This window comes from Pseudomonas sp. RtIB026, from assembly GCF_016861355.2.
GTDB lineage: Bacteria > Pseudomonadota > Gammaproteobacteria > Pseudomonadales > Pseudomonadaceae > Aquipseudomonas > Aquipseudomonas peradeniyensis.
Genome location: NZ_AP023348.2, coordinates 5,055,246 through 5,078,418, shown reverse-complemented (window position 1 = coordinate 5,078,418; position 23,173 = coordinate 5,055,246). Strand labels below are relative to the sequence as shown.

The following is a 23,173-nucleotide window of genomic DNA, read 5'->3' as shown; positions in this document are numbered from 1 at the left end:
GCATCATTAAAAAGCCCCATGACAGACCACGCCATCGACCAACTGCTGAAGAACCTCGACCACGCCATGATCGCCGACCGCCATCGGTTGCGCCGGCAATTGCACGAGCTGCGCAAGCGCCCCGACGAGGGCAAGCTCGCGCAGTGGGTGGAAAAGGTCCAGGCCTCCTGCGCCCAGGTCACCGCGCGCCAGCAGAGCCTGCCGAGCATTCGCTACGACGACAACCTGCCCATCGCCGCCAAGCGCGACGAGATCAAGAAGGCCCTGGCCGAGCACCAGGTGCTGGTGATCGCCGGCGAGACAGGTTCCGGCAAGACCACCCAGCTGCCGAAGATCTGCCTGGAGCTGGGCCGCGGCAGCCATGGCCTGATCGCCCACACCCAGCCCCGGCGGATCGCCGCGCGCAGCGTGGCGGCGCGGGTCGCGGAGGAGCTGGGCACGCCGTTGGGGGCGCTGGTCGGCTACCAGGTGCGCTTCGAGGACCAGAGCGATTCGAACACCCTGGTCAAGCTGATGACCGACGGCATCCTGCTGGCCGAGACCCAGCACGACCGCTTCCTCGAGCGCTACGACACGATCATCGTCGACGAGGCCCACGAGCGCAGCCTGAACATCGACTTCCTGCTCGGCTACCTCAAGACCCTGCTGCATCGCCGCCCCGACCTGAAGCTGATCATCACCTCGGCGACCATCGACCTGGAGCGCTTCTCCAAGCACTTCGACGGCGCGCCGATCATCGAGGTGTCCGGGCGCACCTACCCGGTGGAAACCTGGTACCGGCCGCTGACCAGCGAGCACGACGAGGAGGGCAACCAGGTCGAGGAGGACCTGTCCGTCGACCAGGCGATCCTCGCCAGCCTCGACGAGATTGCCCAGCACGAGCGCAGCCAGGGCAAGGGGCCGGGCGATGTGCTGGTGTTCCTGCCCGGCGAGCGCGAGATCCGCGATGCCGCCGAGATCCTGCGCAAGGCGCAGTTGCGCCACACCGAGATCCTGCCGCTGTATGCGCGGCTGTCGCCGGCCGAGCAGCAGCGGATCTTCCAGTCCCACAGCGGCCGGCGCGTGGTGCTGGCGACCAACGTCGCCGAAACTTCGCTGACCGTGCCGGGCATCCGCTACGTGATCGACAGCGGCACCGCGCGCATCAGCCGCTACAGCTACCGCGCCAAGGTCCAGCGCCTGCCCATCGAGGCAGTGTCCCAGGCCAGCGCCAACCAGCGTAAAGGCCGCTGCGGCCGGGTCGAGCCGGGCATCTGCATCCGCCTGTACAGCGAGGACGATTTCAACGGTCGGCCGGCGTTCACCGACCCAGAGATCCTGCGCACCAACCTGGCCGCGGTAATCCTGCAGATGCTGCACCTGCGCCTGGGTGCGATCGATGCCTTCCCGTTCATCGAGCCGCCGGATGGCAAGGCCATCAGCGACGGCTTCAACCTGTTGCAGGAGCTGTCGGCGGTCAACCGCGAGAACCAGCTGACGCCCCTGGGCCGCCAGCTGGCGCGCCTGCCGATCGACCCTCGTTTGGGTCGCATGTTGCTCGAAGGCGCCCGCCAGGGCAGCCTGCAGGAAGTGCTGATCGTCGCCAGCGCGCTGTCGGTGCAGGACCCGCGCGAGCGCCCGCCGGAGCGCCAGCAGGCCGCCGACCAGGCGCACGCGCAGTGGAAGGATGTCGATTCCGACTTCGCCGCGCTGGTCAACCTGTGGCGCGGCTTCGAGGAGCAGCGCCAGGCGCTGACCGCCAGCCCGCTGCGCAACTGGTGCCGCAAGAACTTCCTCAACTACCTGCGCCTGCGCGAGTGGCGCGACGCCCACCGCCAGCTGGCGCTGATCTGCCGCGACCTGCAATTGGCGGTGAACAAGGACGCCTGCGACTACCAGCCCCTGCACAAGGCGATTCTCAGCGGCCTGCTCAGCCAGATCGGCCAGAAGACCGAAGAGGGCGACTACCAGGGCGCGCGTCAGCGGCGCTTCTGGGTTCACCCCTCTTCAGGCATCGGTCGCAAGCGCCCGCAGTGGGTGATGGCTGCCGAGCTGGTGGAAACCACCAAGCTGTATGCGCGCATGGTGGCCAAGATCGAGCCGGACTGGATCGAGCCGCTGGCCACCCACCTGATCAAGAAGAACCACTTCGAACCGCACTGGGAGAAGAAGCGCGGCCAGGTGGTGGCCTACGAGCAGATCACCCTCTACGGGCTGATCCTGGTCGGTCGCAGGCCGGTGCATTTTGGCCCCATCGACCCGGTCACTTCCCGTGAGCTGTTCATCCGCGACGGCCTGGTCGGTGGCGAGATCCAGTCCCGGGCCAAGTGCCTGGCGGCCAACAAGCGCCTGCTCGAGCAGCTCGACGAGCTGGAGGCCAAGGCCCGCCGGCGCGACATTCTTGCCGACGAGGAGACGCTGTACGCCTTCTACGAGGCGCGCCTGCCCGAGGAGATCCACCAGACCGCGACCTTCGACAGCTGGTACCGGATGAACAGCCAGAAGGATCCGAACCTGCTGATCATGCGCGAAGAGGACGTGCTCGCCCGCGAGGCCAGCGAGGTCACCGCCGCGCAGTATCCCGACCACCTGCAGGTGGGCGAGCTGCGCCTGTCGCTGAGCTATCACTTCGAGCCGAACCACCCGCGTGACGGCGTGACCGTGCGGGTGCCGGCGCCGTTGCTGCCGAACCTGCCGGGCGAGCGCCTGGAATGGCTGGTGCCCGGCCTGCTGGAGGCCAAGTGCATCGCCCTGGTGCGCAACCTGCCCAAGGCCCTGCGCAAGAACTTCGTGCCGGTGCCCGACTTCGTCAAGGCGGCCCTGTCGCGCCTGGCGTTCGGCCAGGGGGCATTGCCGCAGGCGCTGGGCCAGGAGTTGCTGCGCATGACCGGGGCACGGGTATCGGACGAGGCCTGGGCGGAAGCGGCCGGGCTGGTCGAGGGCCATCTGCGCATGAACATCGAAGTGGTCGACGCCCAGGGCAAGTTCCTTGGCGAAGGCCGCGACCTCGCCGAGCTGACCGCCCGCTTCGCCGCCGCCAGCCAGGCGGCGCTGGCCCTGCCGCGCAGCGAGAAGGCCGAGCAGCCGGTACAGGCCAAGGCCTTCGCGCAGGTGGCGCAGACCGCCCAGCAGAAGATCGCCGGGCTGTCGATGACGGTCTACCCGGCGCTGGTCGAGGACAACGGCACGGTACGCGAAGGGCGTTTCTCTACCCAGGCCGAAGCCGAGTTCCAGCACCGTCGCGCCTTGCAGCGCCTGTTGCTGCAGCAGTTGGCGGAACCGGCCAAGTTCCTGCGTGGCAAGCTGCCGGGGCTGACCGAACTGGGGCTGTTGTACCGTGAACTGGGCCGGGTCGAGGCGCTGGTCGAGGATATCCTCCTGGCCAGCCTCGACAGCTGTGTGCTGGAAGGCGAAGAGCCACTGCCGCGTGATGGCGCGGGCCTGGCCTCGCTGGCCGAACGCAAGCGCGGCAACTGGACCGAGCACGCCGAACGCCTGGCCCGCCAGACCCTGGAGGTGCTGAAGCTGTGGCATGGCCTGCAGAAGCGCTTCAAGGGCAAGATCGACCTGAGCCAGGCGGTGGCGCTCAACGACATCAAGCAGCAGCTGGCCAACCTGGTGTACCCGGGCTTCGTGCGGGAGACGCCGGGTGCCTGGTTCAAGGAGTTGCCGCGTTATCTCAAGGCGGTGGAACTGCGTCTGGAGAAGCTGGGTTCGCAGGTGCAGAAGGACCGGGTGTGGAGCGCCGAGCTGGCCAATTGCTGGGCGCAGTACCAGGCCCGCGCCGACAAGCATGCCCAGGAAGGCAAGCGCGATGAGCAACTGACCCTGTACCGCTGGCTGCTGGAGGAATACCGGGTGTCGTTGTTTGCCCAGCAACTGGGGACGAAGGTGGCGGTTTCCGACAAGCGACTGAGCAAACAGTGGAGTCAGGTGGAAGCCTAAGCTCCCAAAGTTGTGGCAAACTTGCAGGAATTTGCGGCCGCTGTGCGGCCGATCGCGGCACAAGGCCGCTCCTACAGGAGAACGCCGATTCTGTAGGAGCGGCCTTGCGCCGCGAACGAGGGCTCAGCCCTCGCCTCAAAATTGGTACCAAGGTGCCATTAAGTTGCCCTTATTCCGGCCAGCGCCTTGTGGCGATGGCCCCAGACCAGAGGAACGACCGTGCACAACGTCGTCATCAGCGGCACCGGCCTGTACACCCCGGCCCAAAGCATTTCCAACGAAGAACTGGTGGAATCCTTCAACGCCTGGGCACAGCGTTTCAACCGTGACAACGCCGCCGCCATCGAGCGTGGCGAGGTCGAGGCGGCGCCGCTGTCCGACGCCGCCTTCATCGAGAAGGCCTCGGGTATCAAGAGCCGCTTCGTCATGGACAAGGTCGGCATTCTTGATCCGCAGCGCATGAAGCCGCGCCTGCCTGAGCGCGGCAACGACGAACAATCGATCCTCTGCGAGATGGGCGTGGCCGCCGCCCGCCAGGCCCTGGAGCGTGCCGGGCGCACCGCCGCCGATGTCGACGGGGTGATCGTCGCCTGTTCCAATCTGCAGCGCCCATACCCGGCCATCGCCATCGAAGTGCAGCAGGCACTGGGTATCCAGGGCTTCGCCTTCGACATGAACGTGGCCTGCTCGTCGGCCACCTTCGGTATCCAGACCGCCGCCAACAGCGTGCAGTTGGGTCAGTCGCGCGCCGTGCTGGTGGTCAACCCGGAAATCTGCACCGGCCACCTGAACTTCCGTGACCGCGACAGCCACTTCATCTTCGGCGATGCCGCCACCGCCGTGCTGGTCGAGAGTGCCGACCTGGCCACCTCCGAACACCAGTTCGACATCGTCAGCACCAAGCTGCTGACCGCGTTCTCCAACAACATCCGCAACAACTTCGGCTTCCTCAACCGCGCCGCGGAAGAGGGCATCGGTGCCCGCGACAAGCTGTTCGTGCAGGAAGGCCGCAAGGTGTTCAAGGAAGTCTGCCCGATGGTCGCCGAGCTGATCGGCCAGCACCTGGCCGAGAACGACCTGCAACCGTCGGACGTCAAGCGCTTCTGGCTGCACCAGGCCAACCTGAGCATGAACCACCTGATCGTCAAGAAGCTGCTGGGGCGTGAAGTGGCCGAGGAAGATGCGCCGGTGATCCTGGATCGTTATGCCAATACCAGCTCGGCGGGGTCGGTGATTGCCTTCCACCTGTATCAGGATGACCTGGTCAAAGGGTCGCTTGGCGTACTGAGTTCGTTCGGTGCTGGCTATTCGATTGGTAGTGTGGTGCTGCGCAAGCGCTGATTATCAGTTCGAGAAAGCTGGGGCCGCTTTGCGGCCCTTTCGCGGCACAAGGCCGCTCCTACAGGGGACCGCATTTCCCTGTAGGAGCGGCCTTGTGCCGCGAAAGGGCTGCAAAGCAGCCCCCAGCTTTCTGACAGGCAAAAAAAGCGGGAAATGCCGGATGGGGTCGGCATTTCCCGCTTCAGGGTGGAGCAAGGGAGCGTAGCGCTTAGAACTTGGCTTCCAGGTCGACCTGCAGGGTATCGACGTCAGCATTGTTGTTCGGCAGCTGCGACAGGTCGGTCTTGGCCATCAGGTAGGCCGCGCCCAGCGAGAAGTTCTTGTCGATCTCGTAGCCGACCTTGAACTTGTGGCCACGCGAACCGGTAAAGCCGGCGCCGAAGTCGGAGTCGGTGAACAGGCTGACCACGGCGTTGCGCTGCACGTCGCGGTAGTTGTAGTCCAGGCTCCAGGCGCCCAGCTTGGTCTTCAGACCCGCCAGCCAGGCCTTGTCCTCGCCGTCGGTGCTGTCGGTGTTCTTGACGAACTGGCCATAGGCCGACAGCGGGATAGCGAAGCCGGTGAAGTCCACCTGGCCAAAGCCTTCAGCCAGGTTGAACTCGGTGGTGGTGTTGCCGAAGCTGCGCAGCACGGCCGACTTCTTGTCGTTGTCGAAGCCGTAGAGGCTGCCGCCGACGGTGACCTTGACGCTGTCAGCCAGGTTGAACTTGGTGCCCAACTGGCCGTGGTACAGCTGCGCGTCGTGCTTGAACTGCACGCCGTCGCCGTCGACGTTGTCCTTGAGGGTGTAGTGACCGGCGCTGCCGAATACTTCGGCGCCGCCCAGGTTGGTCTTGTAGGTGACGGCCACGCCTTCCGGGTTGATGTCGCTGTCCCAGATGATGTCGCCCATGCTCACCCACGGCTGCAGCATCTTGCCGCCGATCAGGTGCAGGTTCGGCACGGCGGTCGGGTGCCAGTCGAGGTAGGCAAGGTCCACCCACAGCGATTTCTTGTCGAAGTAGTTGTCCAGGCTCTGGTTGGTCGAGCGGGCGTCCGAGCTGCTGCCGGTGGCCACGCGAATGCCGGCGTCGACCTGCGGGTTGATCTCGCTGTAGAAACCGACGCGGGCACGCACACGCTCGCGGTCCTGGTTGCCACTGCGGCTGTTGGGGTTGTCGACGTTGACGTCTTCGTAGCGCAGGCGCACGTCACCCTTGATCTGGGTCTTGGCGGCCCATGCCACTTTTTGTTCGAAGGAGCTCAGGCGCTCGGACTGGGCTTTCTGGTCGGCCTTTTCCTTGGTTTCCTTTGCCAGGTCGCCCTGCAGTTCGGTGTACTGCGCCTGGTTGATCGAGCCGTTGGCGCGGAGTATTTCGAGCAGCTTGGCGTCGACAGCAGCACTGGCCGGAGTACTCAGAGCCAGCATCATGCCGGTGAGGCTCACTCCGGTAAGTGTAGAAACAAGACGCATAAGGTTCTCCCTGTTGGAAAAGTGGGGAGGCTCAAGCGCCCGCCCCCGAGTTGGCATGTCTTCGGAAAGGGCCTGACTAGACAGGTTCTGGGGTTCCGGAAAACAGGCGCAAGTATTGCGGGGGGGAATGACAGAATAATGTCTGAATAGTGGCACTGTTGTTAAGTAAACAGGCCGTCATTTGTGTGTCACGGCGGCTTTGGCAATACTGGCGCCCTGTCCATAGCGAGTTGCAACCGTGATCAGCCTTCACAGCCTTGCCCACCTGCGCGACCTGCCGGCGACCACCTGGGACGCGCTGGTGCCCGACGGCCAGCCGTTCCTGCGTCACGCCTTTCTCAGTGCCATGGAAGACAGTGGCAGTGTGGTACCCGACACCGGCTGGGCCGCCGAACACCTGGTGCTGGAGCGCGATGGCGAGGTGCGGGCGCTGCTGCCGGCGTACCGCAAATGGCATTCGTTCGGCGAGTATGTGTTCGACCATGGCTGGGCCGATGCCTGCGAGCGGGCGGGCATCGCCTACTACCCCAAGCTGCTCGGCGCGGTGCCGTTCAGCCCGGTCGCCGGGCCGCGCCTGCTGGCGTCCGACCCTGCTGATGGCCTGCTGCTGTTGCAGGCGATACCCGAGTACCTGGACAAGGGGGGGCTGTCGGGGGCGCACATCAATTTCACCGACAGCGTGCTGGACGCGGCCATTGCCGGCCAGCCGGGCTGGCTGGAGCGCCTGGGCTGCCAGTTCCACTGGCGCAACCGGGGTTACCGGGACTTCCAGGATTTTCTCGACACCCTCAGCTCACGCAAGCGCAAGCAGATGCGCAAGGAGCGCGAGCAAGTGGCGGGGCAGGGGATCGACTTCGCCTGGTACCGCGGTGATGAACTGAGTGAGGCGCAGTGGGACTTCGTCTACCGCTGCTATGCCAACACCTACGCTGTGCGACGCCGGGCGCCGTACCTGACCCGCGAATTCTTCAGCCTGGTGGCCGAGCGCATGCCCGAGGCGATTCGCGTGGTGATTGCCCGGCAGCAAGGGCGCGAGGTGGCGATGGCCTTCAGTCTGGTGGGAGGCGACAGCCTGTATGGCCGCTACTGGGGTTGCCTGGACGAATTCGACCGCCTGCATTTCGAGACCTGTTTCTACCAGGGCATGGACTTCGCGATCGGTGAAGGCCTGCAACGCTTCGATGCCGGTGCCCAGGGCGAGCACAAGCTGATTCGCGGGTTCGAGCCTGTGATCACGCGGTCGTGGCATTACCTGCTGCACCCGGGGTTGCGCCGGGCGGTCGCGGACTTTTTGCGTCAGGAGCGCGAAGGAGTGATGGCCTACGCCGACGAGGCGCGGGAGATGTTGCCGTATCGCCAGGTTTGAAGTGACTGGCCACACGCTATCCCTGTAGGAGCGGCCTTGTGCCGCGAAAGGGCCGCAAAGCGGCCCCGGCGATCTTTGCGTCAACGCTGAAATCCTGGGGCTGCTACGCAGCCCTTTCGCGGCACAAGGCCGCTCCTACAAGGGACCCCTTCAACTCAGTCGACGCCGACAAAACCCCCGGTCTGGTGATGCCACAACCGCGCATACAACCCGCGCTGTGCCAGCAACTCGGCATGGCTGCCGCTTTCGACGATATGCCCCTTGTCCAGCACGATCAGCCGGTCCATGCGGGCGATGGTCGACAGGCGGTGGGCGATGGCGATCACCGTCTTGCCCTGCATCAGCGTCTCCAGGCTTTCCTGGATTGCCGCCTCGACCTCCGAATCCAGCGCCGAGGTGGCCTCGTCCATGATCAGGATCGGCGCGTTCTTCAGCAGCACCCGGGCGATAGCGATACGCTGGCGCTGGCCGCCGGAGAGCTTGACGCCGCGTTCACCGACATGGGCGTCGAAGCCGGTGCGGCCCTGGGCATCGGACAGCTGCGGGATGAACTCGTCGGCCCGGGCCCGGCGCACCGCCTCCCAGACCTCCTCGTCGCTGGCCTGCGGCCGGCCGTACAGCAGGTTGTCGCGGATCGAGCGGTGCAGCAGCGAGGTGTCCTGGGTGATCATGCCGATCTGCGCGCGCAGGCTGGCCTGGTTGACCTCGGCGATGTCCTGGCCGTCGATGAGGATGCGCCCGCTGTCGATGTCGTACAGGCGCAGCAGCAGGTTGACCAGGGTCGACTTGCCGGCGCCGGAAGGGCCGATCAGGCCGATCTTCTCGCCAGGGCGGATGTCCAGGTTCAGGGCATCGATCACCTTGCCGCCCTTGCCGTAGTGGAAATCGACATGGTCGAAGCGCACCGCGCCGCGGCTGACCTTGAGCGCCGGGGCATTGGGCCTGTCGCTGACGGTGACCGGCTGGGCGATGGTCTGCAGGCCGTCCTGGACCATGCCGATGTTCTCGAAGATGCCGTTGACCACCCACATGATCCAGCCGGACATGTTGACGATGCGGATCACCAGGCCCGTGGCCAAGGCGATGGCGCCGACGCTGATCAGCGACTGGCTCCACAGCCACAGGGCAAGGCCAGTGGTGCTGACCACCAGCAAGCCATTCAGCGAGGTGATCACCACGTCCATGCTGGTGATCACCCGTGAGGCCAGCTGGGTCTTCTCGGTCTGCTCGCTGATCGCCTCGCGGGCGTACTGCTGCTCGTAGTCGGTGTGGGCAAACAGCTTGAGCGTGGCGATGTTGGTGTAGCCGTCGACGATGCGCCCCATCAGCTTGGAGCGGGCGTCGGAGGAGATCACCGAGCGCTCCTTCACCCGTGGCACGAAGTAGTACAGCGCACCGATATAGCAGGCGATCCACACCAGCAGCGGCAGCATCAGCCGCCAGTCGGCCTCGGCGAACAGCACCAGCGCACTGATGGCGTAGATCAGCACGTGCCACAGCGCGTCCACCGCCTGCACCGCCGAATCGCGCAGGGAGTTGCCGGTCTGCATGATGCGCTGGGCGATGCGCCCGGCAAAGTCGCTCTGGAAGAAGTTCAGGCTCTGCTTGAGCACGTAGGTGTGGTTCTGCCAGCGGATCAGGCTGGTCATGCCCGGGCTGATGGTCTGGTGCACCAGCAGGTCATGCAGGCCGAAGAACACCGGCCGCAGCACCAGCACCACCACCAGCATCCAGATCAGCTCGCCGCTGTGCTCGCTGAAGAAATTGGCGTTGGGCGTGCCCTGGGCCAGGTCGATGATCCGGCTCAGGTAGCTGAACAGCGCCACTTCGATCAGCGAGGCGATCAGGCCGACGATCAGCAGGGCGAGGAAGCTTGGCCACACCTGGCGCAGGTAGTAGAGATAGAAGGGCCAGACCTTGCCGGGAGGCGCCTCGCTGGGCGCCTCGCGGAAAATGTCGATCAACTGCTCGAAACGACGGTACAGCATGGGTGACGACACTCCTGTTCGACCCGACTCACGTCCCTGTGTGGCGCGGGATCAGTCGATGCGTTTGGCCGACTTGATGTAGACCGGATCCGCCGGTACATCGCGCATGCCTTTCTTGACGGTGGTCGGCGAGTTGACGATCTGGTCGACCACCTCCATGCCCTTGGTGACCTTGCCGAACACCGCGTAGCCACGGTCGCGACCCGGGTTGAGGAAATCGTTGTCGGCGACGTTGATGAAGAACTGGCTGGTGGCCGAGTTCGGGTCGGAGGTACGGGCCATGGACAGGGTACCGCGAGTGTTCTGCAGGCCGTTGCTCGCCTCGTTGCGGATCGGGTCCTGGGTGCTCTTCTGCACCATCTGGTCGGTGAAGCCGCCGCCCTGGACCATGAAGCCCGGGATCACGCGGTGGAAGATGGTGTTGTTGTAGAAGCCGCTGTCTACGTACTGGAGGAAGTTCTTGGTACTGATCGGCGCTTTTTCTGCGTTCAGCTCGATCTCGACCTTGCCAAAGCTGGTGACCAGCTCAACGTGCGGGGTCTTGTCGGAGGCCATGACGCTGGTGGCGAAGGCGACCGAGCAGGCAGTGAGCAGAAGTTTTTTCAGCATGGGCTCAAAGATCCTTGAGAGGTGGAAGCGGCTGCGAGGAACTGCAGCACGGTACGGTTGAAGACTTCAGGTTGATCCAGGGGCGTAGCGTGCCGCGAATCGTCGATGACCGCCAGTCTGGCATTGGGCATCAGGGCGACGTAACGCTCCTTCAGTTGTATCGGTGTGTAATCGTGGTCGGCGGCGATCACCAGGGTGGGACAGCGGATCTGGCCGATGCGTTCCTGCACGCCCCAGTCGACGATGGCGTCGAAGCTTTTCAAATAGGCACGTTTGTCGTTGCGCGCCCAGCGCTCGGCCATCTTGCGCCGCAATTCGGCCTGCTCCGGCTTGGGGAACAGCCGTGCGGCCAGGCCCTTGCCGACGGTCTCGACGCTGAGCAGGCGCGCCAGGCTCCAGCGCTTGAGCCACCAGATCCAGTCGCTACGGGTGCGGCGCTTGACCTCGGGGGCGCTGTTGACGATGCACAGGCTGCGCAGCCAGTCGGGGTGGTCGACGGCGAACTGGAAGCCGAGCATGCCGCCCATGGACAGGCCGACGAAGTGCACCGGGCCGGTGTCCAGATGGCGCAACAAGGCCAATAGATCCTCGCTGAAGGTCTTTATCTGGTAGCCCTTGCGTGGCTTGGACGATTGCCCGTGGCCGCGGATGTCCATGAGGATCACCCGGTACTGGCGGCTGAGCTCGGGTACCTGCAGTTCCCAGTCCTGGCTGCTCGAGCCCAGCCCGTGCAGCAGCACCAGGGGCTCGCCCTGGCCGTGTTCCTGGTAATGCAGCAGGCATCCGTCATGTTCGAAACAGGCCATGGGCGCGGTCCTCTCAGGCTTGCGGGGGGGCTGCGAAGGGCACGTCCAGCGGCGCGGTGTCGAAGTTGCGCAGCAGTTCGATGAGGATCTGCGTGGCCGGGCCCAGGGTCTTTTCCTTGCTCGAGTAAAGGTAGAACAGTGGATGGCGGCTGCCACCCTGATCCAGCGGCAGGGGCTTGAGCACGCCTTCGCGCAGCTCGCGCTCGATCATGTGCCGGGGCAGCCAGGCAAAGCCCAGGCCGCTGCCGACGAAGGTCGCCGCAGTGCCCAGGCTGCCGACCGTCCAGCGCTGCTCGGCGCCGAGCCAGCCGACATCGCGCGGCTGGGCCCGGCCGGAGTCGCGGATCACCACCTGCAGCTGGCTTTCCAGGTCCTGGAAGGTGATCTCGCGGCCCATGCGGTGCAGCGCGTGCTCGGGGTGGGCGACGGCGATGAACTCCACCGGGCTCAGCTCGGTGCCCAGGTAGCCGCCGATGTTGAAGCTGCTGATGGCAAGGTCGGCGATGCCTTCGTGCAGCACTTCCTCGACCCCGGACAGCACCTCTTCGCGCAGGCGTACCCGGCAGCCGCGGCTCTGCGGCATGAAGGCGGCCAGAGCGCGCACCAGGCGGGCGCTGGGGTAGGCGGCGTCGACCACCAGGCGCACTTCGGCCTCCCAGCCCTGTTCCATGTGGTGGGCCAGGTCTTCCAGCTGGCTGGCCTGCTTGACCAGTTGCCGCGAACGGCGCAGCAGCACGCTGCCGGCCTCGGTCAGCACCGCCTTGCGTCCATCGATGCGCAGCAATGGCACGCCCAGTTGCTCCTGCATCCGCGCCACGGTGTAGCTCACCGACGACTGCGAACGGTGCAGGGCCTCGGCGGCCTGGGCGAACCCGCCGTGGTCGACCACTGCCTGCAGGGTCCGCCACTGATCCAGGGTAACGCGCGGTGCTTTCATCCAGGGCTCCTGTTGTCCTAAGCTGCGCTCTTCCCAAGGAGAGCGCCCGTATGAAGAAATGTTGTGCGGCTTTGCTGTTGTGCCTGCCCCTCGGGGCCATGGCATACCCGATCGATGTGGAAAAGGACCTGACCGGGGTCAAGGTCGACTACACCGCCTACGACACGGCCTACGACATTGGCTCGATCAGCCTCAACAACTATGGGCAGGTGCCGGCGGCGTGCAAGGTCACTTTCCGCAACGGCCCCGAGGCGCCACGGGTGCGCCGGGTCAATGTGCCCGCCGGCAGGAGCGTGGATGTCACCGCCAAGTTCAACCGGCAGATCATCAAGCTGCGCATCGTGCTCGACTGCAAAGCGCAATAAAACAGATTAATCGATAGGTTGATCCCACTTTTTACGCTTTTTTATCGATAGGTCAACCACTAATCTCACCTCCATCGAATCGCCACCCCTTACCGCCGATGGAGGCACCCCATGTCCCGCGTACTGATCATCGAAAGCAGCGCCCGCCAGCAGGATTCCGTTTCCCGTCAACTGACCCTGGACTTCATCCAGCAATGGCAAGCGGCGCATCCGGCTGACGAGATCAAGCTGCGCGACCTGGCCGTGAACCCCGTGCCGCACCTGGACGCCAACCTGCTCGGCGGCTGGATGAAGCCCGAGGAGCAGCGTAGCGCCGCCGAGCGTGACGCGCTGGAGCGTTCCAATGCGCTGACCGACGAACTGCTGGCTGCCGACGTGCTGGTGATGGCCGCGCCGATGTACAACTTCACCATCCCCAGTACCTTGAAAGCCTGGCTGGACCACGTGCTGCGCGCCGGCATCACCTTCAAGTACACCCCGACCGGGCCGCAGGGCCTGCTCAACGGCAAGCGCGCCATCGTCCTGACCGCCCGCGGCGGCATCCATGCCGGTGCCAGCAGTGACCACCAGGAACCCTACCTGCGCCAGGTGATGGCTTTCATCGGCATCCATGATGTGGACTTCATCCACGCCGAGGGCCTGAACATGAGCGGCGAGTTCCACGAGAAGGGCCTGAACCAGGCCAAGGCCAAGCTGGCCGCGGTGGCCTGAGCCGCGACGAATTCCCAACCCTGACACCTTGTTGCTCCTTTGGGTGTGCCTGCCCGGCCAAGTGATGGCCGGGCTTTTTTATGCCTGTGAGGACGGCACGCCTCCTGTAGGAGCGGCCTTGTGCCGCGAAAGGGCCGCAAAGCGGCCCCGGCGATTTCTGCTCGATACTGAAATCCTGGGGCCGCTACGCAGCCCTTACGCGGCACAAGGCCGCTCCTACACGGGGAAGCGCGCGAAGAGAAAGGGGAGACGTCCACGAGCACCCCAAAAATCCCATGGTTGAACTGCCCAGGCCCAACCCGCTAAGGTCCCCGCCTTGATCCACGAGGGCCAACCATGGGCTACCTGATAATCGTCGCGCTGATCCAGGCGTACTCCTTCAACCTGATCGGCGAATACCTGGCCGGCCACGTCGACAGCTACTTCGCCGTACTGGCCCGCGTTGTCCTGGCCGGCCTGGTGTTCCTGCCGCTGACCCGCTGGCGCCAGGTCGAGCCGCGCTTCATGCGCTCGATGCTGCTGATTGGTGCGCTGCAGTACGGCATCACCTATGTCTGCCTGTACCTCAGCTTCCGCGTGCTGACGGTGCCGGAGGTGCTGCTGTTCACCATCCTCACCCCGCTGCATGTCACCTTGATCGAGGATGCCCTGAACCGGCGCTTCAACCCCTGGGCGCTGCTCGCCGCCCTGGTGGCGGTGGCCGGCGCGGCGGTGATCCGCTTCGACACGGTCACCGGCGAGTTCTTCATCGGTTTCCTGTTGCTGCAACTGGCCAACTTCACCTACGCCGCCGGCCAGGTGCTGTACCGCCACCTGGTGGCCCGTCACCCCAGCGACCTGCCGCACTACCGCCGCTTCGGCTATTTCTACCTGGGCGCGTTGCTGGTGGTGTTGCCGGCCTTCCTGCTGTTCGGCAATGCCCAGCACCTGCCGAGTACCGACACCCAGTGGCTGGTGCTGCTGTTCCTGGGCCTGTGTCCGACGGCGCTGGGGCTGTACTGGTGGAACAAGGGCGCCTGCCTGGTCTCCGGCGGTACCCTGGCGGTGATGAACAACCTGCATGTGCCGGTGGGCTTGCTGCTCAACCTGCTGATCTGGAACCAGGACGAACCGCTCGGGCGCCTGGCCATTGGCGGTATGGTGATCCTCGCGTCGGTGTGGTTGAGCCGTTTGGGCGGTCCGCGTGCAGGGCTGCCGGGGGCCGCCTCGTCGCGCTGAGGTATCTGCGCAAGACGAAGGCGCCCGCATGGGCGCCTTCGTCATTCACGGGGGCAATACCAAGGCAGGCTTTGCCCGGCCGACGGTGGCAGGCAAGATGGACGCAGGCGGCTCAAGATCGCCCGTTCCGACAATGGATTTGCCTGACACTACAAGGAAGAGACCGTGAACCTTGACCTGACCGACCTGAAACTGTTCATCAAGATCGCCGAGTCCCCCAGCCTGACCCAGGGCGCCAAGCGTGCATGCCTCTCGCCTGGAGCCGCCAGCATGCGCATCAAGTCGATGGAAGCCGAGCTTGGCGAGGGGCTTTTTCATCGCCAGCACAAAGGGCTGGTGCTGACCCTGGCAGGTCAGCGGTTGTTGATCCATGCCCGCAAGATCCTGCGCCAGCTGGAAGTGCTCAAGGCCGAATTCGACCACCGCGAAGAGCCTGACGGAGCAAGCATGCGCATGTATGTCGCAGGCTTCAGCGCATTCGAGTCGACCCAGCGCCGGCTGGTACGCTATCTCGCCGATCACGCCAATGTCGCCATCGACCTGCAGCAACGCACGGCCGGGGATATCGTTCGCGGCATTCGCGAGGGCGCCGTTGACATGGGCGTGGTGCTCGGCAGCGACCCTGTGGAGGGTTGCGCCTCGATCGCCCTGCCAGTGCTCAACTACGTGGCGGTGCTGCCCAGGCATCATGCATTGGCCGCCAGCGCCTCATTGCGCCTGGGCGACGTGCTGCGCCACCCGCAGGTCGGGTTGGCGACCGACAGTGCACTGTGCCGTCTGATCGAGCAGCAGGCCGATATCGATGGTGTCGCGGTCCAGTTCAGGATCAAGGTGTCCGGCGCCGAGTCGCTATGCCGGATGATTGCCGAAGGCGTCGGTATCGGTATCGCATCGGATGCGGCGGTGCAGCCTTATCTCGATGGCTGTGGCCTGGTGGCCCGACGCCTCGATGAAAGCTGGGCGCGCCAGCAGCACATGATGCTGGTCAGGCATTTCGAGCGCATGCCGCGGCATGTCACCGAACTGGTTTCCTACCTGAGCGCCGCCTGAGCAAACCCGGCAAAGGGGCCGCGTTGCGGCCCCGATGGGTCGGTCATCGTGTGCCGGGCACCAGGCTGAGGATTTCATCGATGGGCATGCAGGCCGGCTCGATCTCGTAGGCCCGGTCGTGCTCGAGGATGCTGGTGGCGACCTGGCGCATGGCCGAGTAGGCGCCGCGTAGCATGTGGTTGGCGTAGATCACCGCATTGAAACCGGCATCGGCCAGGCACGAGAAGGTCAGTTGCGGGTAGCTGGTCGGCACGCAGACCAGGGGTGTGTGCGGATGGGTCTGCTTGAAGCGGCGGGCGAATTCGAGGATCTCCTCGCCCGTGCTCTTGCGGCTGTGGATCATGATGCCGTCGGCGCCGGCCTCGGTGTAGGCGCGACAGCGTGCGAGGGCGTCATCCAGGCCTTTTTCCAGGATCAGGCTCTCGCAGCGGGCGAAGATCATCATCGAGCCCCCCAGGCGATGTTGGGTGCCGACCCTGATCTTGTCGCAGAAGTGCTCCATGGTTTCCTGCTCCTGGTGCACGCTCAGGCCCAACAGCGAGTTTTTCTTCAGCCCGCATTTGTCCTCGATGACGATCGCCGACACCCCGGCGCGGGCCAGCCACTGCACATGGATGGCGAAATGCTCGATCTTGCCGCCGGTGTCGGCGTCGTAGATCAGCGGCAGGTCACAGATTGCGAGGATTTCGTTCAGTCGTTCCAGGCGGTCGCTGGGCGAGAGGATCTCGATGTCCGGCAGGCAGCGCTGGGTCGAGTCGGTCAGCGAGCTGGACCAGATGGCATCGTAGCCCAGGCTGCTGTCGCCGGCGCCGAGGCGCACGCTCTTGGCCAGCATGGCCGAGATCGGGCTGTGTGCCTCGAGTACCCGCAGGCAGGCTTTTTCACTGAACAACTGGCGCAGGTCGATGCGCGCGTCACGCTTGATCACGTTCATATGCCTTATCCCTGTTGTGAGGTGTTCGTCAGGCGGCGAGCACCGACTCCATCTTGTCCAGGTGCTCGCAGGCTCTTTTCACGTATTCGCAGGACAGCGCCTCGATGCGCGCGTGGTCCAGTGGCTGGCGCGTGGCGCGGCAGTAGAGTTCGAGGGCGCTGGTGGCATGGAAGAAATGCTGCGCCTCGACCGCGCCGCAATGCACGCTGAGGAACGAGGCGATGCGATGCGCCTCACCTGGGGTCTTGCCTTGCGCCTCCTTGAGCCAGTCCTTCCACAGGGGCGTCATCACGTTGTATTCCCCGGTATTGAACAGCTCGGTCATCGCCATCATCTCGATGGCCTCGACCAGTTGCGGGGCGAGCGGCCGCTTGCTGCCCACCCAGGTGGAGAATTCCTTGGTCACCGGGTTCAGGTAGCGGTCCTGCAGGCGCCAGTCCTCCGAGCCGCAGATGGCGGTGGCCATGCGCGCATACAGCTTGGAGTGGTGCGGGTGGCCGTGCATCTCGCCCAGGCCGATGTCCTCGACGATGATTTCGCCGCAGTGACGGGCGGCGTCCTGCAACAGCAGCCGGGCCTGGGGATCGTCGATGGCCTCGGACTCCTGCAGCAAGCGCACGATGATGCTTGATACCGCATGGGCGGCACCGTCCGGGCTGCGCCAGCCACAGAAGAAGGTGCACAGGCTTTCCCGTGACCAGGGTTTGGCGGTGATGCGCTGGTAGGTATCGAGGTAGTCCTCCAGCAGGTCGGCGTGCACCTCGAAGCCTTTTTTCAGGGCGCTGGCCAGCCGTTTGTCCTGCACATCGGTCAGGGCCTGGTCGACGAATGACAGCATGAAATCCGTTTTCTTCATGTCATGTTCTCGCGGGTTTTGGAAAGTCCGGGGTCAGGCAAGCGTTGCAATGAAGTCGGTGAAGCGGCCCAGGCCCTCCTCGAGGTCCTGCGGGCTTACCGAGTAGGACAGCCGCACGGCGCTCGGGTCGCCATTGCTGCAGCCGGGCACCAGGGCGATGCGCGCCTCGGTCAGCAACAGCTCGCAGAGGTGACTGGCGTCGCGGATCGCCTCGCCCTGGTAGCGTTTGCCGAGCAGGCGGGTGATATCCAGGTAGAGGTAGAACGCGCCCTGTGGTGGCGAAAAGCGGATCGCCTCGAGCTTGCCGAGCAGCGCCGTAGCGATGGCCAGCTGCCGATCGAGCTGGGCATTGACCTGGGCACCGAACCGCCGCGCGCCATCGCCATCCAGGGCGTTGAGCGCCGCGTACTGGGCCAGGCTGCTGGGATTGGAGGTGGTGTGGGCCTGCAGGTTGTGCATGGCCGCGACCACCGCCTTCGGCGCACAGGCATAGCCCAGGCGCCAGCCGGTCACTGCCTGGCTCTTGGAGAACGAGTCGATGATGATGGTCGAGGCCTTGAGCTCGGGCAGCAGCGTGACCAGGTTGTGGTGTTGCTGGCCGTTGCGCAGCAGGCTGCGGTAGCACTCGTCGAAGATCACCCAGAGCTTGTGCTCCAGGGCCAGCTCACCGATGGCGAGCAGTTCCCGTGGGTCATAGACCACCCCGGTGGGATTGTTGGGGGTGTTGATGATGATCGCCTTGCTGCGCGGCGACAGCGCGGCCTTGACCGCCGCGCCGCGCAGGCTGTGGTGGTCGCTCTTGGTGTCGACGAACACCGGACGTGCACCGGCCAGTTCGACCTGGGTGGGGAAGGTTTCCCAGTAGGGCCGCGGGATGATCACTTCATCACCCGGATCGAGCAGCACCATGGCGCTGTTGAACAGGGCTTGCTTGGCACCGCTGGACACCGCGATCTCATCGGCGCCGTAGTCGACGCCCAGGCGCTGGCTGACGCTGCTGGCCAGGGCTTGGCGCAGCCGCGGATTGCCCAGGGGCGGGGTGTAGCGGTTCCACTGTTCGTGGACCGCCGCGATGGCGCCGTGGCGCATGTCCGGAGCGGCGTCGCTGGACAGCTCGCCGGCGGCGAAGTTGATGACCTTGATGCCGGCGTCACGCAGGGCGTTGGCCTTGCTGCGCATGCTCGAGGTGCCGGGCGCGCTGATACGCGCGGATCGTTGCGACAGTCCGTTGCTCATGGTTGACGTCCTTGTTGTTCTTGATCTGGAGCGATGTTGCGGATCAGCGGCGCGGTAGTCCCTTCATGCCGTTGTAGATCACCAGGCACAGCGGCAAGGTCAGCAGCAGCACGCAGGCCAGCACTACCAGGCCTTCGACGACACCGGCCTGGTCGGATATCGCGCCGATCAGCACCGGGGCGAGGGCGCCACCACCCACGGTCCCGGTATAGAACCAGGCGAATACCCGGTCGCGCCGGTCCCGTGGGGCGAAATCCGGAACCAGGCCGCCAAGTACCGACGAGGTGCCGTTCAGCGCCACGCCGATCAGCGGCATCACCAGCATCAGGGCGCCATAGGGCAATACCAATGCCAGCAGGATCAGCAGCGCGGTCAGCACTTCCGTGCAGATCACCGTGCGCACCGGCCCCAGGCGTGCGCCGAGGTAGCCGCAGAACAGCTTGCCGAAGGCGCCGCCGATGAACAGCAGGGCCAGGGCCAGGCCGATGTGCTCGGTGTTGGCGCCCTTGCTCTGCAGCAGGAACGGCAGGAAGGTCAAAAAGCCCATGCGCACGCCGCTGTCGATGCTGCCGGTGGCGATCAGCGCCATCAGGCCGGCTGGCGTGCCGGTCGCGTCGGCGACCTTGGTCTTCTTGCTGGCGGTTTCGTGGGCCTGGTTCTTTGGCATCAGCCACCACAAGGCGAAGGCGGCGGCGATGCCGAGCACGCCAAGCAGGGTGGCGTTGGTCTGCCAGGAGATGTAGACCAGCACCAGCCCGGTCAGGCCGGGGATGACCGCCTTGCCGATATCCCCGGCGAAGTTGTACTGGGCCAGCGCCTGCTTGACCCGCCCGCTACCTTCGTAGGCGTCGGATACCAGCGCCGAAGCCAGCGGGTGCTGGGTGCTGGCGCCGAGACCACCGATCATCAGCGCCAGCAGCAGCAGATTGATATCCGTGGCCTGGGCCGCCAGCAGGTAGGCGAAGCCGGCGAGGGCGGTGCCCCTGACAAGCAGGGTTTCGCGCCCCCATTTGCGTGCGCCGCGGCTGGCCAGCAACTGGAAGCCGGCCATCATCCCGGCGTAGGCGCCGCGCAGCAGGCCGACCTGGGCATAGCTCAGGCCGAAGGCGGCCTGCCAGATAGGCAGCAGCACATAGATAACGTCGGTCAGGCCATCGTGCACGCCATGGGCCAGGCTGCCGGCGGCCAGTGCCTTGCGGCGGTTGGCCGGATCGCTGCGGTCCGGTTCGTCGAGTGGTTTTTCCAGGGAGATGTCCTGACGCATCGCTTGCTCGCAGTCCTTTGGCCGATACCGTGCCGCCTGTCATTGGGGCGACCTGTTCGCTGCAGGTTAGGAGAAGCGGGGAGAGGCGGGTATTCGTATTTCTCGAAGGCTGGCGTTTAATAATTCTGAAATACTTGTAACTAATTGTTTCTTTGTGCTTTGTGAGAACACAAGGCCATTGTGCACAGCTGAAAAAACTTTCCGTTCGTCAGCGATCCGTGGGAGCGGGCTTGCCCCGCGATGGCAGTGCCAGCCTTTTCGCGGGGCAAGCCCGCTCCCACGCATCCCTAAATCAGGCTTCGTCGAATTCCCGCATCGAGGTCACCAAAGGTGGCCTGGCCGCCAGCCCCGCACGCATGTCGTTGCCACTCGGCTGCTGGTACAGGCTCAGCCCGAACTCCGGCAGCACCGCCAGCAGGTAGTCGAAGATATCGCCCTGGATGCGCTCGTACTCGGCCCACACCGTGGTGGTGGTGAAGCAGTAGATCTCCAGCGGCACGCCCTCGGCGGTGGTCTGCATCTGGCGGACCATGCAGGTCATGTTCGGGTGCACGTTGGGGTGGTTCTTCAGGTAGGCCAGGGCGAAGGCGCGGAAGGTGCCGATGTTGGTCAGCTGGCGGCGGTTGGCCGAAAGCTCCGCCACCGGGCCCAGGGCCTCGTTCCAGTGATGCAGTTCCTGGCGCTTCTGCGCCAGGTAGTCGCCCAGCAGGCGTACCTGGCCCAGGCGCTGTTCTTCGTCCGGGCTGAGGAAGCGCACGCCGGCGGCGTCGATGAACAGGCTGCGTTTGATCCGACGCCCGCCGGACTGCTGCATGCCGCGGTAGTTGCGGAATGACTCGCTCATCAGGCGCCAGGTGGGGATCGAGACGATGGTCTTGTCGAAGTTCTGCACCTTGACCGTGTGCAGGGTGATGTCCACCACATCGCCGTCGGCGCCGGCCTGGGGCATCTCGATCCAGTCGCCGACGTGCAGCATGTCGTTGCTGGTCAGCTGCACGCTGGCGACGAACGACAGCAGGGTGTCCTTGTACACCAACAACAGCACCGCCGACATGGCGCCCAGACCCGACAGCAGCAACAGCGGCGAGCGGTCGATAAGGGTGGCGACGATGACGATGGCGGCGAAGATCCACAGCATCATCTTGGCCAGCTGCATGTAGCCCTTGATCGAGCGGGTGCGGGCGTGCTCGCTGCGGGCGTAGATGTCCAGCAGCGCGTCGAGCAGGCAGGACAGGGCGCGGGTCATGAACAGCAGGGTCACCGCCAGGGCGACGTTGCCGAGGAAGTGCTGGGTGGTGGCCGACAGCTCCGGCACCAGCTTCAGGCCGAACTGCACCACCAGCGACGGGGTGGTCTGTGCCAGGCGGTGGAACACCTTGTTGTGGCGCAGGTCGTCCAGCCACCTGAGTGCCTGTTGGCGGCCGAGCAGGCGGGTGGAGTGCAGGATCAGGAAGCGTGCGAGGCGGCCGACCAGCAGCGAGACCACCAGCAGCACGATCAGGCCGAGGGCGGCGTGCAGCAATGGGTGTTGGTCGAGCGTGCCCCAGAGGTCGAGGGCGTCGCGCCAGAAGCGTTGGATGTCCATGGGCGTGGAAGCGGTCTGTGTTGCGGTATGAAGGGGTATTAGAGCGTGGATCGGCGCAAAGTTGCCAAAAGAAATTCGGTTCTGGCCACGGAAAACGTTACCCTATGCAACTGAATTTTTCGCACTTGCCCGAGGTTACCCCCGTGTTTTCCCAATTCGCCCTGCACGAACGCCTGCTCAAAGCCGTGGCCGAGCTGAAATTTGTCGAGCCGACGCCGGTGCAGGCAGCGGCCATTCCCCTGGCCCTGCAAGGGCGTGACCTGCGGGTGACGGCGCAGACCGGCAGCGGCAAGACTGCCGCCTTCGTGCTGCCGCTGCTCAACCGCCTGGTCGACCGCAAAGGTCCAAGCGTGGAGATCCGTGTGCTGATCCTGCTGCCGACCCGCGAGCTGGCCCAGCAGACCCTCAAGCAGGTGCAACTGTTCTCCCAGTTCACCTACATCAAGTCGGGGCTGGTCACCGGCGGTGAAGACTTCAAGGAGCAGGCCGCCATGCTGCGCAAGGTGCCGGACGTGCTGATCGGCACCCCCGGCCGCCTGCTCGAGCAGCTCAATGCCGGCAACCTGGACCTGTCGCACGTGGAAGTGCTGATCCTCGACGAAGCCGACCGCATGCTCGACATGGGCTTTGCCGAAGACATGGAGCGCCTGTGCAAGGAGTGCGAGAACCGCAAGCAGACCCTGCTGTTCTCGGCCACCACGGGCGGTGCGGCCCTGCGCGATATCATCGGTAAAGTGCTCAAGGACCCTGAGCACCTGATGCTCAACAGTGTCTCGCAACTGGCCGAGGGCACCCGTCAGCAGATCATCACCGCCGACCACGACCAGCACAAAGAGCAGATCGTGCAGTGGCTGCTGGCCAACGAGACCTACCAGAAGGCAATCATCTTCACCAACACCCGTGCCCTGGCCGACCGTATCTATGGTCACCTGGTGGCCAAGGAGGTCAAGGCTTTCGTCCTGCACGGCGAGAAGGACCAGAAGGACCGCAAGCTGGCCATCGACCGCTTCAAGGATGGCGGTTCCAAGGTCCTGGTGGCCACCGATGTCGCCGCCCGCGGCCTGGACATCGACGGCCTGGACCTGGTGATCAACTTCGACATGCCACGCAGCGGTGACGAATACGTGCACCGTATCGGTCGCACCGGCCGTGCCGGTGGCGAAGGCCTGGCGATCTCGCTGATCACCCACAACGACTGGAACCTGATGTCGAGCATCGAGCGCTACCTCAAGCAGCAGTTCGAGCGCCGCGTCATCAAGGAGGTCAAGGGCACCTACAGCGGGCCGAAGAAGGTCAAGGCCTCGGGCAAGGCTGCCGGCAGCAAGAAGAAAAAGGGTGAGAAGAAGGCCGGTGCCGACAAGAAGGGCGCGGCCAAGAAAAAGCCTACCGCCAAGCCGAAGGCCAATGCGCCTCTGGCCAGCTCCGACGGCCTGGCACCGCTGAAAAAGCGCAAGCCGGCGGCTGAGTAAGCCCCTCCGGTCATGAGCCCGCCACTGCAACGGTGGCGGGTTGCTTCACCTCTTTCCCCAG

Annotated in this window: 18 protein-coding genes; 8 read left to right on the top strand and 10 right to left on the bottom strand. The window is 64.9% G+C overall.

Annotation, left to right across the window (positions count from 1 at the left end; genetic code table 11):
• Positions 1-18: 18 nt before the first annotated feature.
• Complete coding sequence (gene hrpA, locus PRtIB026_RS22575) at positions 19-3,924, top strand: ATP-dependent RNA helicase HrpA (protein ID WP_203651411.1); 3,906 nt, start codon at positions 19-21, stop codon at positions 3,922-3,924.
• A 219-nt stretch (positions 3,925-4,143) separates the two neighbouring features.
• Positions 4,144-5,265, top strand: coding sequence for a beta-ketoacyl-ACP synthase III (locus tag PRtIB026_RS22570; protein WP_203651412.1), 1,122 nt, complete (start codon positions 4,144-4,146; stop codon positions 5,263-5,265).
• Between the two features lie 208 nt (positions 5,266-5,473).
• Here PRtIB026_RS22570 and PRtIB026_RS22565 read toward each other — a convergent pair whose 3' ends face one another.
• Positions 5,474-6,718 (bottom strand): putative porin, encoded by a 1,245-nt coding sequence (locus tag PRtIB026_RS22565; protein ID WP_050706803.1) that lies wholly within the window; start codon positions 6,716-6,718, stop codon positions 5,474-5,476.
• A 238-nt stretch (positions 6,719-6,956) separates the two neighbouring features.
• Between PRtIB026_RS22565 and PRtIB026_RS22560 the strand changes: the two genes are divergently transcribed.
• Complete coding sequence (locus tag PRtIB026_RS22560) at positions 6,957-8,084, top strand: GNAT family N-acetyltransferase (protein WP_203651418.1); 1,128 nt, start codon at positions 6,957-6,959, stop codon at positions 8,082-8,084.
• Positions 8,085-8,239: 155 nt separating this feature from the next.
• Here PRtIB026_RS22560 and PRtIB026_RS22555 read toward each other — a convergent pair whose 3' ends face one another.
• The 4 genes from PRtIB026_RS22555 to PRtIB026_RS22540 are packed head-to-tail and all read right to left on the bottom strand — an operon-like array spanning position 8,240 to position 12,424.
• Positions 8,240-10,072 carry an ABC transporter ATP-binding protein gene (locus PRtIB026_RS22555; RefSeq protein ID WP_203651420.1) on the bottom strand — a complete coding sequence of 611 codons (1,833 nt, stop codon included), beginning with the start codon at positions 10,070-10,072 and terminating at the stop codon, positions 8,240-8,242.
• A 51-nt stretch (positions 10,073-10,123) separates the two neighbouring features.
• Entirely contained in the window at positions 10,124-10,681 is a 558-nt protein-coding gene (locus PRtIB026_RS22550; protein ID WP_203651422.1) for a peptidylprolyl isomerase, read from the bottom strand.
• The gene (locus PRtIB026_RS22545; protein ID WP_203651430.1) at positions 10,675-11,487 is read right to left on the bottom strand and encodes an alpha/beta fold hydrolase; all 813 of its coding nucleotides are present in this window, start codon (positions 11,485-11,487) and stop codon (positions 10,675-10,677) included. Before PRtIB026_RS22545 ends, PRtIB026_RS22550 begins: the two co-directional genes overlap by 7 nt.
• 13 nt (positions 11,488-11,500) lie before the next feature.
• Positions 11,501-12,424, bottom strand: coding sequence for a LysR family transcriptional regulator (locus PRtIB026_RS22540; RefSeq protein WP_028693074.1), 924 nt, complete (start codon positions 12,422-12,424; stop codon positions 11,501-11,503).
• Positions 12,425-12,474: 50 nt separating this feature from the next.
• Between PRtIB026_RS22540 and PRtIB026_RS22535 the strand changes: the two genes are divergently transcribed.
• The 4 genes from PRtIB026_RS22535 to PRtIB026_RS22520 all read left to right on the top strand — a co-directional run bounded on the left by PRtIB026_RS22535 (position 12,475) and on the right by PRtIB026_RS22520 (position 15,768).
• Positions 12,475-12,789 (top strand): 3-phosphoglycerate kinase, encoded by a 315-nt coding sequence (locus PRtIB026_RS22535; RefSeq protein ID WP_110739155.1) that lies wholly within the window; start codon positions 12,475-12,477, stop codon positions 12,787-12,789.
• Positions 12,790-12,900: 111 nt separating this feature from the next.
• Positions 12,901-13,500, top strand: a complete 600-nt coding sequence (locus PRtIB026_RS22530) for an FMN-dependent NADH-azoreductase (RefSeq protein ID WP_203651432.1) — start codon at positions 12,901-12,903, stop codon at positions 13,498-13,500.
• 336 nt (positions 13,501-13,836) lie between these two features.
• Positions 13,837-14,718, top strand: a complete 882-nt coding sequence (locus tag PRtIB026_RS22525) for a carboxylate/amino acid/amine transporter (protein ID WP_203651434.1) — start codon at positions 13,837-13,839, stop codon at positions 14,716-14,718.
• 165 nt (positions 14,719-14,883) lie between these two features.
• Positions 14,884-15,768 (top strand): LysR family transcriptional regulator, encoded by an 885-nt coding sequence (locus PRtIB026_RS22520; RefSeq protein WP_203651436.1) that lies wholly within the window; start codon positions 14,884-14,886, stop codon positions 15,766-15,768.
• Positions 15,769-15,811: 43 nt separating this feature from the next.
• On the opposite strand, the gene aepX is transcribed toward PRtIB026_RS22520, so the two are convergent.
• The 5 genes from aepX to PRtIB026_RS22495 all read right to left on the bottom strand — a co-directional run bounded on the left by aepX (position 15,812) and on the right by PRtIB026_RS22495 (position 21,643).
• Positions 15,812-16,702: a phosphoenolpyruvate mutase gene (gene aepX / locus PRtIB026_RS22515; RefSeq protein ID WP_203651441.1), complete on the bottom strand. Its 891-nt coding sequence runs from the start codon at positions 16,700-16,702 to the stop codon at positions 15,812-15,814.
• Positions 16,703-16,730: 28 nt separating this feature from the next.
• Positions 16,731-17,558 (bottom strand): hypothetical protein, encoded by an 828-nt coding sequence (locus PRtIB026_RS22510; RefSeq protein WP_203651442.1) that lies wholly within the window; start codon positions 17,556-17,558, stop codon positions 16,731-16,733.
• Positions 17,559-17,591: 33 nt separating this feature from the next.
• Entirely contained in the window at positions 17,592-18,794 is a 1,203-nt protein-coding gene (locus PRtIB026_RS22505) for a pyridoxal phosphate-dependent aminotransferase (RefSeq protein ID WP_203651443.1), read from the bottom strand.
• A 43-nt stretch (positions 18,795-18,837) separates the two neighbouring features.
• The gene (locus tag PRtIB026_RS22500) at positions 18,838-20,058 is read right to left on the bottom strand and encodes an MFS transporter (RefSeq protein WP_203651445.1); all 1,221 of its coding nucleotides are present in this window, start codon (positions 20,056-20,058) and stop codon (positions 18,838-18,840) included.
• Positions 20,059-20,350: 292 nt separating this feature from the next.
• On the bottom strand, positions 20,351-21,643 hold the full coding sequence (locus PRtIB026_RS22495) for a mechanosensitive ion channel family protein (RefSeq protein WP_203651446.1): 1,293 nt from the start codon (positions 21,641-21,643) through the stop codon (positions 20,351-20,353).
• A gap of 104 nt (positions 21,644-21,747) precedes the next feature.
• On the opposite strand from PRtIB026_RS22495, the gene PRtIB026_RS22490 reads away from it, so the two are divergent.
• On the top strand, positions 21,748-23,112 hold the full coding sequence (locus PRtIB026_RS22490) for a DEAD/DEAH box helicase (RefSeq protein ID WP_203651447.1): 1,365 nt from the start codon (positions 21,748-21,750) through the stop codon (positions 23,110-23,112).
• The last annotated feature ends 61 nt before the right edge of the window (positions 23,113-23,173 follow it).